The organism is uncultured Alistipes sp., assembly GCF_902388705.1.
GTDB lineage: Bacteria > Bacteroidota > Bacteroidia > Bacteroidales > Rikenellaceae > Alistipes.
This window is the reverse complement of record NZ_CABMQJ010000067.1, coordinates 1-9,459: the sequence shown is the minus strand read 5'-3', so window position 1 is coordinate 9,459 and position 9,459 is coordinate 1. Positions and strand designations below refer to the sequence as shown.

The following is a 9,459-nucleotide window of genomic DNA, read 5'->3' as shown; positions in this document are numbered from 1 at the left end:
CAGCGGCTACCGCAGCGGCCGCCGCTACGGTAGTTGCCGCCGAAGAGCAGGCGATAGCCGACACTTCGATTATCCTCTTCGATTACAGCATGTCGTGGCTGACGCCGCAGGAGAAGACCCGCCTCGAACTGATTGCCGAGCAAATCAAGAGCGGTTCGAAAGATACCGTTTACCAGATCGTGGGCCATGCCGACCAGCAGACGGGTACCAAGGCCGGGAACAAGCGTGTCGCCGAGCACCGTGCAAAGCGGGTTTACGACTTCCTTGTATCGAAAGGTGTCAATCCCAAGCAGCTGAACTACGAGGGCAAGGGTAATTCGCCCGATCCTTTCAAGAAAGTGCAGGCTGCCAACCGTGCCGCGATTATCCACTAATCGCCGCAGGCCCCGGCAGGCCGGGAATGAGAAAAGGATGCTGCATTTGTGCGGCATCCTTTTTTTGTCTGATGTTTTCTTGTCCGGCGGTTTTTCGGGGAGGGGCGTCCTGCCGGCGGGATGGTTTTGGCCGGGATGTCTGCCGGTCGGTTTTGTCTGCCGGCTCTGGTTGCGCCAGGATGTCTGCCGGCTGGTTTTGTCTGCCGGCTCTGGTTTCGCCGGGACGTCTGCCGGCCGGTTTTGTCTGCCGGCTCTGGTTTCACCGGGATGCCTGCCGGCCGGTTTTGTCTGCCGGCTCTGGTTGCGCCAGGATGTCTGCCGGCCGGTTTTGTTTGCCGGCTGTGGTTGAGCCGGGATGTATGCCGGCCGGTTTCCCGGTCCGGGTGCGCCCCGGCTGTCGGGCTTTTTCGCCTGCCTTTCCCGGCTTATCGGATGATTACGGCATTGACGAGCCGCACGCCCGAGCGGCGGTTGATCTCCTCCTTGAGCGCTTCGCGCTGGTAGAAAAGTTCCGAGCGGAGTACGCTCGACTGGATGCGGGCGTGGAGGATGTGGTTTTCGAGCCGGAGCTCCGTGGTGAGGTCGGCGGCGCGATCGCCCACGATGGCGCGCCACGTGTCGGGGAGCTTCCCCTCGGCGACTTTGGCGGCTATATGGGGGCGTTTGAAAAACTCCTCCAGCAAATCGCCCATCAGCATGGTTTTGGTTCTCCTCATGGCTGCTCCTCCCCGTCTGCGGCGGACGTCGCTGTGTCCTCGCCGGTTTCCCCTCCTGCGACGTTATGGGCGGCATCCTGCCGCGGATTGCCGTCGCCCTGTTTTATCCCGCCGTTCTCGACCGTGAAGAGCGCGTACTCGCCGCCCGCCTTGTCGAGGATCGTGCGCAGGCGCGTAGGGTTGCAGTCGGTAATGATGATTTGCCCGAACGAATCTTCCGATACGAGCCGGATCAGCTGTTCCACGCGCCCCGCATCGAGTTTGTCGAACAAATCGTCGAGCAGCAGAATCGGTTTTTCGCCTTTTTCGGCGGCCACGATGGCATACTGCGCCAGTTTCAGGGCAATCAGGAACGACTTCTGCTGCCCCTGCGAGCCGTATTTGCGTAAGGGGTATCCGCCGATTTTCAGGACGAGGTCGTCGCGGTGGATGCCCGAGGTGGTGAATTCGTTCACGAGGTCTTTCTGGCGCGCCGCACGGAGCACCTCTTCGAACGGCCGGTCGTTGAGTTCCGATTTGTAGTGCAGCTCCACCTGCTCGCGGTCGCCCGACAGAATCCGGTAGTATTCCGCGGCGGCGGGCTGCAGGCGCTCGGCGAACTCCCGCCGCCGGGCGTGTATCTTTTCGCCGTGTTCGGCCAGCTGCAGGTCGTATATCCCCAGCATCGTTTCGTCGGGCGAGGTCTTGAGCAGGCGGTTGCGCTCGGCCAGCACGGCGTTGTAGCGCATGACGGAGCAGAGGTAGGAGCGGTCGAGCTGCGAGATGAAGCCGTTGAGGTAGCGGCGCCGTTCGTCCGCCGCATCGCTGATCAGCGCGCTGTCGGCCGGCGATACGATGACGGCCGGAATCAGGCCTACGTGGTCGGAAAGCCGTTCGTACTCCTTGCCGTTGCGCTTGAGCACTTTGCCTCCCTTGCGCGAGAACGTGCAGACGACGCTCTCGGTCTTGCCCGCGTCGGTGAGGTACTGCCCCTCGGCCATGAAGAAATCCGCCCCGTGGCGGATGCTCTGCCCGTCGGTCATCGCCAGCGAGGATTTGCACATCGAGAGGTAGTAAACCGCGTCGATGACGTTGGTTTTACCCGCGCCGTTGTCGCCCACCAGGCAGTTGATGCCGGGGCACAGCGCGAGTTCCTCCTGTGCGATGTTTTTGAAATTCAGCAGCGATATTTTCTTCAGGTACATACTACAAAGGTACAAAAAATCCGAATACCGCATTGTACATTCTGAATAGTTTTGTATCTTTGCAGACTATCGTACGGAATTATAAACTAAAAACAAGATATTCTTTATGGCAAAACAGCATGTAGCCGAGCAGGAAACCCTCGGCGAAGCAATGAACAAAACAGAGCTTTTCTTCGAGAAAAACGGCCGTCTGCTGTCGTATATTTTCCTCGGCCTGCTGGTGCTCGCAGCACTTGTTTACGGTTACCGCGCACTGATTGTCTCCCCGCGTGTCGAAAAGGCCGCCGAGATGATCGCCGAAGCGCAGTACCGTTTCGAAGACCAGAACGCCGACTACCGGCTCGCGCTCGAGGGCGATGCCAACGGCGCCGGGTTCCTCGACGTAATCGGCAAGTACGGCTCGACCCCCTCGGGCAACCTCGCCATGCACTATGCGGGTATCTGCTACCTGAAGACCGGCGATTTGGAGAACGCCGCCAAATACCTGGCGAAGTATTCGCACGTGAAAGGCATTCCCGGCGCCCTTATCAATGCGCAGAACTACGGGCTGCAGGGCGACATCGCCGTCGAGCAGCAGGATTACGCCAAGGCCGTGAAGTTCTATGAGAAAGCCGTGAAGGCCGCCGACAACAACCTGACGGCGCCGATGTACCTGCGTAAGGCGGGACTCGCCGAACAGGCGCAGGGCAACAACAAGAAAGCTGTCGAATTCTACGAGCAGATCCTCACCTCGTATCCCGCGTCGATGGACGCGCGTGAGGCGGAGAAACTCCTCGGAAGCGTGAAATAACCGGGCACTATGGCGACCAAGAACCACAACCTGTCCCAATTCGATTCACCCCTGCCTTCGGCCGCGGAGATGCGGTTCGGCATCGTAGTGGCCGAATGGAACCGCGAGGTCACCGAAGCCTTGCTCGAGGGTGCCGTGCGGACGCTTCGCGCCGCCGGATGTCCCGACCTGAATATCCAGATCAAGTATGTCCCCGGCACGTTCGAGCTGGCGCTCGGCGCACAGTTTTTCGCCGAGTATACCGACGTCGACGCCGTGATTGCGCTGGGATGCGTCATTCAGGGCGATACGCGCCATTTCGACTTCATCTGCCAGGGCGTGACGCAGGGCATCACGCAGTTGCAGATTCAGTGGAACATGCCGATCGCTTTCGGCGTGCTGACCGTGAACGACATGCAGCAGGCGCTCGACCGCTGCGGCGGCCGCCACGGCAACAAGGGTGACGAAGCGGCTGCGACGGCCATCAACATGGTCAAGCTGCAGATTGAAATGGAGGCGGCTTCGCCCGACCATGAACCCGACCGGCGGAACATCAATTAGGAAACGACCCAATACGTAAAACCGGGCGCTGCACTTCGCGGCGCCCGGTTTTTATTTTTGTGTCGGATACACCCCGTCGTCGGCCGTTGCTGCTGCCGCTGTGTGCGGGCCGTGGTTGCGGGATGCACTTTTGCGGAAGTAACGGCAGGCGGTTCGGTGACAGGGGCGTTTTCCGGCGCTGTCGGCGGGAAATGACGGCGGTTTCCGGGGTGGACGGTGCGGTTTACCGCTCGCCGGGTTGCAGCGTGATGCGCTCCGAGTAGCGGCGGCCGAAGCGGTCGGTGCCCACGATTTCGATTTCCCGGGCCGAAGCCGAGGGCCGGGCCGTGAAGTAGAAGTTCGTCGGCCGGGGATGCTGTATTTTGGAGAGTTTCTTCCCGGCGGCTTTCAGCGAGTCGATGTGCGCCGTGTAGTCGGGATCGTCGAGCGCCGTGCGCTGCATGGCGCCGCGGTAGCGGCCGTCCTCATACCATACGACCGTCCAGTAGGAATCCCAGTTCCAGATTTTGGCCACCACCGAAGCCGGATGCTCCTTCACCTGGCCGGGGCTCCAGACGCGGATTTGGCGCCAAGGGTACTCCCCGAGGTTCTGATACTCCCACGTGAAGTCGCCGCCGCATTCGCGGAAGAGCTGGTATCCCTTGGGCGTGCCGTCCCAGTTGATGGGGTCATACCAGAGGTTGCCGCAGACCTGCGCCACGTTGTGTTCCATGACACCCTCGCGGATGTCGAAATTCGAGTTGAGGTGCGTATGTCCCGTGATGAAGTGCACGTCGTGCCCGGCGAAAGCGTCCATCAGCCCCTCGGCCGACTCCATGACGCGGTTGCCGAGCCATGACTTCATGGCCGGGGCGTGCATGACGATGCATACGCGCGAATTCCCGGGCAGGCGTCCGGCATAGGCCGCGGCCCAGCGCAGCTGCATCGAATCGATTTGCTCGTCGTATTTCCGCGCCCCGTGGTAGATGATGTCGTCGAGCACGACGTAGTGGGTGCGGCCCATGTCGAAAGCGTAGTAGGTGGGGCCGAAGTGCGAGCGGTAGGTTTCCGTCGCTTCCCGGTCGGTGCTCTTGTGCAGGTCGTGGTCGTGGTTGCCGATGACGCCGTAAAGGGGAATTCCGAGCGATGCGAACTCCCTTTTCACACCGGCGAAGAGTTGGGGCGAATCCCATACCACGTCCCCGAGCAGGATAACCGCCTGATTGACACCCTGCGCTTTCTTCGCCGCAGCGGCGGCCTGCAGTACGGGGATGATTTCGGTTTGCAGCCGCTCGAAATGCCTGTCGGTCTTGGGCTGCGGGTCGGCGACGGCCAGCAGTTCGTAGCAATCCCCGCTCCCGGGCCACGGCAGCAGTTCGAAGTCGTAGCGTTTGGTGCCCGGGGCGTACGGCAGGTAGAACTGCGGCACGCCATCGGCCAGGGGCGCGAGGTATCCCGACGGGGTTACCATGCTGACGAACAGCGCCTGGTCGTCGGCATCGAGCGTGAAAGCGCCCTGTGCATCGCTTCGGGTGAAGGTGTAGCCGTCCGTGACGGTGACGCCTTCCATCGGTTTCCCGGCGCATTTTACGGAGCCGCGGATCGGGCGGGCGGAAGCCGCGGCGCAGAGGCTGCAGCAAATCAGGAAGAGAAGTAGCAGGCGTTTCATGGTTCGGGTCTTTTTGGGTCGTTGTATATGATTGGTTATATTATTCGGTTTATCGGCGGCGCAAATGGTTTCATCCCGTGCCCGACGCTCTCCCGGTAACCGGATTATCAGGTCTTTTTCACGGCGCGGTTGTGGTGTGGAGCATAGTTTGCCGCTGGCGTTGTGCCTTTCGCATACGCCGCATTCCTTCGGCGCAGCGGCCGGGGTAGCGGAAATTGATTGTGAATCGTAATGGTGTCTTGTTTCAGTGCGAAACAAATATAGCGGATTTAATCGGATTGTCCAAGCTGAAAATGGAATAATACGGTGATAATCCGGCTGTATTCCAGTCGGCGACAGGTTTTGGAACGTAATTATTGCATGTCCGGCCCGGCCGGGATGCGGAAAGTCCCCGTTTGCTGGAAAGCCGGGGCCGGGAAAACGGGGTTGTCCGGTCAGAAAACCCCGAGGTTGTCGAGGAAAATCAGCAGCAGAACCGCCGGGCAGACGTAGCGGAGCAGGAAGCTGAAGAGGCCGTAGATGCGGAATTTCAGTTCGCCGTCGTTGGTGATTTGCGCCTTGAGGATGTGCTGGTCGAGTTTCCAGCCCACGAAGATGCAGGTGAAAAGCCCGCCTGCGGGCAGCAGGATATTGGCCGTCAGGAAGTCGAGCGAGTCGAAGAGAGTGAGCCCGCAGATTTTCAAGCCGCCCAGTACGCCCAGCGAGAGCGAGGCCAGCGAGGCCAGGGCGGCCGTTGCGGCGGTCGTAGTCCATGCCGCGGCCCTGCGGCTCATGTGCCACTCCTCGTGCAGGTAGACCGTGACCACTTCGTGCAGCGAGATGGTCGACGTGAGGGCCGCGACGACCAGCAGCAGGAAGAATACCGACGACCAGACCATGCTCAAGGGCATGCCGTTGAAGATGCTCGGCAGGGTGATGAATACCAGCGAGGGCCCCGACGAGGGTTCGATACCCACGCTGAAAACCGCGGGGAAGATAACAACGCCGGCCAGTATGGCTACCAGCGTGTCGAGAATCGTGACGTTGAGTGCCGTGTGGCGCAGGTTGGTGTCGGGTTTGAAATACGAGGCATAGGTCACCATCGTGCCGATGCCGATTGAAAGCGAGAAGAATGCCTGCCCCAGTGCGACGAGCACGGTCGTGGGTGTCACTTTCGAAAAATCGGGGGCGAACAGGAACTTGAGTCCGGCCTCTCCGCCCGGCATGAGCAGCGAGTGTACGGAGAGTATGATGAGGATGACGAACAGCAGCGGCATCAGGATTTTGGCCGAACGTTCGATGCCCTTCTGCACGCCCAGGGCAATCACGAAATGGGTCGCCAGCACGAACAGGCAGGTGTAGACCACAGGCCGCCACGGATTGCTGATGAAATTCTCGAACAGGCTCTTGTACTCTTCGGCGGTCGAGAAGCGGGCGATGCTGCCCGTGACGGAGTGCACCATGTATTCGGCTGTCCAGCCCGATACCACGAAGTAGAATCCGAGAATCAGGAATGCCGCCAGCACGCCGTTGTATCCCAAAAAACTCCACCGGGGGTTCAGGGCCCGGTAAGCACCCACGGCGTTGCGGTGCGCGGCGCGTCCCACCGAAAACTCCGCGAGCATGAGCGGCAGTCCCAGCAGCAGGACGCAGAGGATGTAGATTACCAGAAAGGCTCCGCCGCCGTTGTCCCCGGCGACATAGGGGAAACGCCAGATGTTTCCCAGACCCACGGAACTTCCCGCCGCAACGAGCACGGCGCTCAATTTGCCACCGAGGGTGGCACGACTCTCCTTATGATGCATGACCTAACCTGTTTATAATGGAAGCGGGTGTGCGCATGCATGCGCACACCCGTCCTATTTCTCCAGCACGACGCTAACCTTTTCGAGTTTTCCGCCCAGCGGCGGCGCCAGTTTCGATACGGTGCATTTTACATGCCGTACCTGCGAAAAGGTGGCGTAAATCGCTTCGATGATGTTCATCGCCACGCGCTCGATGGTGTGCTGCGTGATACGCATCTGCGTACGGACGACCTCGTAGACCGTCAGGTAGTTGACGGCTTTGCGCACGTCGTCGTCCGTAGCCACGGCGCCCAGCTCGGCCGTCAGCTCCAAATCGACCGTAAAGCGGTTGCCCACCCTGCGTTCCAGTTCGTAGCAGCCGTGCATCGCACGGAACTCCATGCGCGTGAGGACGATGCGGTACTCCATCCTATTCGGCGATTACGAGGTAGTAGTTCTTCTTGCCTTTCTGCAGGAGCAGGTATTTGCCGGCAATCAGGTCGGCTTCCGTTACCGGGCGAACCGGGTCGGCGACCTTCTCCTTGTTGAGCGACACGCCGCCGCCCTGCACCATCTTGCGGCATTCGCCTTTCGAGGGGAACACCTGCGTCTTTTCGGCGCAGAGCTCCACGAACGGCAGGCCCAGTTCGGTGCGGGCGACGCGGAACTGCGGCACGCCCTCGAACACCTGCAGCAGCGTCTGTTCGTCGAGCCTGCGCAGCGCCTCGGACGTGGCTCCGCCGAAGAGGATGGCCGAAGCCTCGACGGCCTTTTCGTACTCCTCTTTCGAGTGAATCATCGTGGTAATCTCCTGTGCCAGCCGCTTCTGCAGTACGCGCAGGTGGGGTGCGGCCTCGTGTTCGGCAATCAGCGCCCCGACGGTTTCGCGATCCAGCAGCGTGAAGATGCGGATGTAGCGTTTGGCGTCCTCGTCGCTGACGTTGAGCCAGAACTGGTAGAACTTGTAGGGCGAGGTGTAGCGCGGGTCGAGCCATACGTTGCCGCTCTCGGTCTTGCCGAACTTCGTGCCGTCGGCCTTGGTGATGAGCGGGCAGGTGATGGCGAACGCCTCGGCTTCGCTGCCCAGTTTGCGGCGGATGAGCTCCGTGCCGGTGGTGATGTTGCCCCACTGGTCGGCGCCGCCCAGCTGCACCTTGCAGTTCATCGTCTGGTAGAGGTGCAGGAAGTCGAAGCCCTGCACCAGCTGGTAGGTGAACTCGGTGAACGACATGCCGTCGCCCTCGCCGCTGAAACGTTTCTTGACCGAGTCTTTGGCCATCATGTAGTTGACGGTGATGCACTTGCCGATGTCACGGATGAATTCCAGGAACGTGATGTCCTTCATCCAGTCGTAGTTGTTGACCAGCACGGCCGCGTTGGGGGCGTCCGACTCGAAGTCGAGCAGCTTGGCCAGCTGGCGCTTGATTGCCTCCTGGTTGTGGCGCAGCGTCGGCTCGTCGAGCAGGTTGCGCTCCTGCGACTTGCCCGAGGGGTCGCCGATCATGCCCGTCGCGCCGCCGATGAGGGCCAGCGGACGGTGGCCGCACATCTGGAAGTGCTTGAGAATCATCACGCCCACCAGGTGGCCGATATGCAGCGAGTCGGCCGTGGGGTCGATGCCCAGGTAGGCCGTCGTCATCTCTTTTTCGAGTTGTTCCTTTGCGCCGGGCATGATCGTGTGGATCATCCCGCGCCATTCGAGTTCTTCGATGAAATTCTTTGTTGCCATTTTTATGATTGCCTTTTTGTTGTTTTTTCCGTTAAAGGTGTCTGCCGGGACGGATAAGTCCGGGCTCCATCTCTTTCCACCTTTTGTTGCTCCCGATTGTCCGGATAACCACGAAAGCGATGCTGATCAGTGCAACCGTGATGAACAGTACCGCGAGGATGGAGTTTATTGCAAGCATGTGCGGGGCTTGTCATTCACGATTATTCCACTTCCAGGTCCAGCGCTTTGCGCAGTTCAGCCACAAGCGGGTTTTTTTCCGTTATGTATCGTACCCGGTCTTCGAGTTTGATGGGGCGTGCCGCCCGGATTTCCTCGTTGACCGTCACTTCCAGTTCGATCATTCCCTCGGTTCCGGCCAGTTCGGCGATGCGCATCAGCATTCCGGTCTTGCTGCGCAGGATCTCCTCGCGCAGTTCGGTCGTCGGTACGCTTACCGAAATCGTGTTGTCGCGGAACGTCATCAGTTCGAAGGCCGGCACGAAGCGCGGGCGTTTCTCCTTGATGAGGTTCAGTATCCGGCCGCGTGCGTGCTCCAGTTTCTCGGCGCAGTCCGGGTCGACGACTACCGCTTCCGCTTCGTCGGGCGTTTCGCCGTCCGAAAGCTCCTCGTCGGGGTCGCCCGCCGCGGCGAGCAGCTCCGAAATCGAAGCACCCGAAATCAGCGAACGCCGGGCGGGGCCGGGTGCTGGGGGCCTTGCCGGGGCGGGCGGTGCCG

Annotated in this window: 10 protein-coding genes and 1 pseudogene; 3 read left to right on the top strand and 8 right to left on the bottom strand. The window is 60.6% G+C overall.

Annotated elements, in window-relative coordinates; genetic code table 11:
* A partial coding sequence (locus QZT71_RS10995) for an OmpA family protein (protein WP_295916066.1) occupies positions 1-374 on the top strand: 374 nt, incomplete at its 5' end.
* A gap of 425 nt (positions 375-799) precedes the next feature.
* On the opposite strand, the gene QZT71_RS10990 is transcribed toward QZT71_RS10995, so the two are convergent.
* Together QZT71_RS10990 and QZT71_RS10985 are read right to left on the bottom strand one after the other, a co-directional pair.
* The gene (locus QZT71_RS10990) at positions 800-1,072 is read right to left on the bottom strand and encodes a DUF721 domain-containing protein (protein ID WP_363150871.1); all 273 of its coding nucleotides are present in this window, start codon (positions 1,070-1,072) and stop codon (positions 800-802) included.
* A gap of 14 nt (positions 1,073-1,086) precedes the next feature.
* Complete coding sequence (locus QZT71_RS10985; RefSeq protein ID WP_295916060.1) at positions 1,087-2,274, bottom strand: DNA replication/repair protein RecF; 1,188 nt, start codon at positions 2,272-2,274, stop codon at positions 1,087-1,089.
* A 106-nt stretch (positions 2,275-2,380) separates the two neighbouring features.
* On the opposite strand from QZT71_RS10985, the gene QZT71_RS10980 reads away from it, so the two are divergent.
* Together QZT71_RS10980 and ribH are read left to right on the top strand one after the other, a co-directional pair.
* Complete coding sequence (locus QZT71_RS10980) at positions 2,381-3,064, top strand: tetratricopeptide repeat protein (RefSeq protein ID WP_295916059.1); 684 nt, start codon at positions 2,381-2,383, stop codon at positions 3,062-3,064.
* A 9-nt stretch (positions 3,065-3,073) separates the two neighbouring features.
* Positions 3,074-3,604 carry a 6,7-dimethyl-8-ribityllumazine synthase gene (gene ribH, locus QZT71_RS10975; RefSeq protein WP_295916056.1) on the top strand — a complete coding sequence of 177 codons (531 nt, stop codon included), beginning with the start codon at positions 3,074-3,076 and terminating at the stop codon, positions 3,602-3,604.
* Between the two features lie 223 nt (positions 3,605-3,827).
* Here ribH and QZT71_RS10970 read toward each other — a convergent pair whose 3' ends face one another.
* The 6 genes and pseudogenes from QZT71_RS10970 to QZT71_RS10945 all read right to left on the bottom strand — a co-directional run.
* Positions 3,828-5,252 carry a calcineurin-like phosphoesterase family protein gene (locus QZT71_RS10970; RefSeq protein WP_295916054.1) on the bottom strand — a complete coding sequence of 475 codons (1,425 nt, stop codon included), beginning with the start codon at positions 5,250-5,252 and terminating at the stop codon, positions 3,828-3,830.
* 434 nt (positions 5,253-5,686) lie between these two features.
* The gene (locus QZT71_RS10965) at positions 5,687-7,036 is read right to left on the bottom strand and encodes a sodium-dependent transporter (protein WP_295916050.1); all 1,350 of its coding nucleotides are present in this window, start codon (positions 7,034-7,036) and stop codon (positions 5,687-5,689) included.
* Positions 7,037-7,090: 54 nt separating this feature from the next.
* Complete coding sequence (gene folB / locus QZT71_RS10960; protein WP_295916049.1) at positions 7,091-7,444, bottom strand: dihydroneopterin aldolase; 354 nt, start codon at positions 7,442-7,444, stop codon at positions 7,091-7,093.
* A 1-nt stretch (position 7,445) separates the two neighbouring features.
* Positions 7,446-8,744 carry a tyrosine--tRNA ligase gene (gene tyrS / locus QZT71_RS10955; protein WP_295916048.1) on the bottom strand — a complete coding sequence of 433 codons (1,299 nt, stop codon included), beginning with the start codon at positions 8,742-8,744 and terminating at the stop codon, positions 7,446-7,448.
* A 31-nt stretch (positions 8,745-8,775) separates the two neighbouring features.
* Positions 8,776-8,922, bottom strand: coding sequence for a hypothetical protein (locus tag QZT71_RS10950; RefSeq protein ID WP_295916046.1), 147 nt, complete (start codon positions 8,920-8,922; stop codon positions 8,776-8,778).
* A gap of 22 nt (positions 8,923-8,944) precedes the next feature.
* Positions 8,945-9,459: pseudogene (locus QZT71_RS10945) on the bottom strand (DNA polymerase III subunit gamma/tau); the annotation flags it as partial.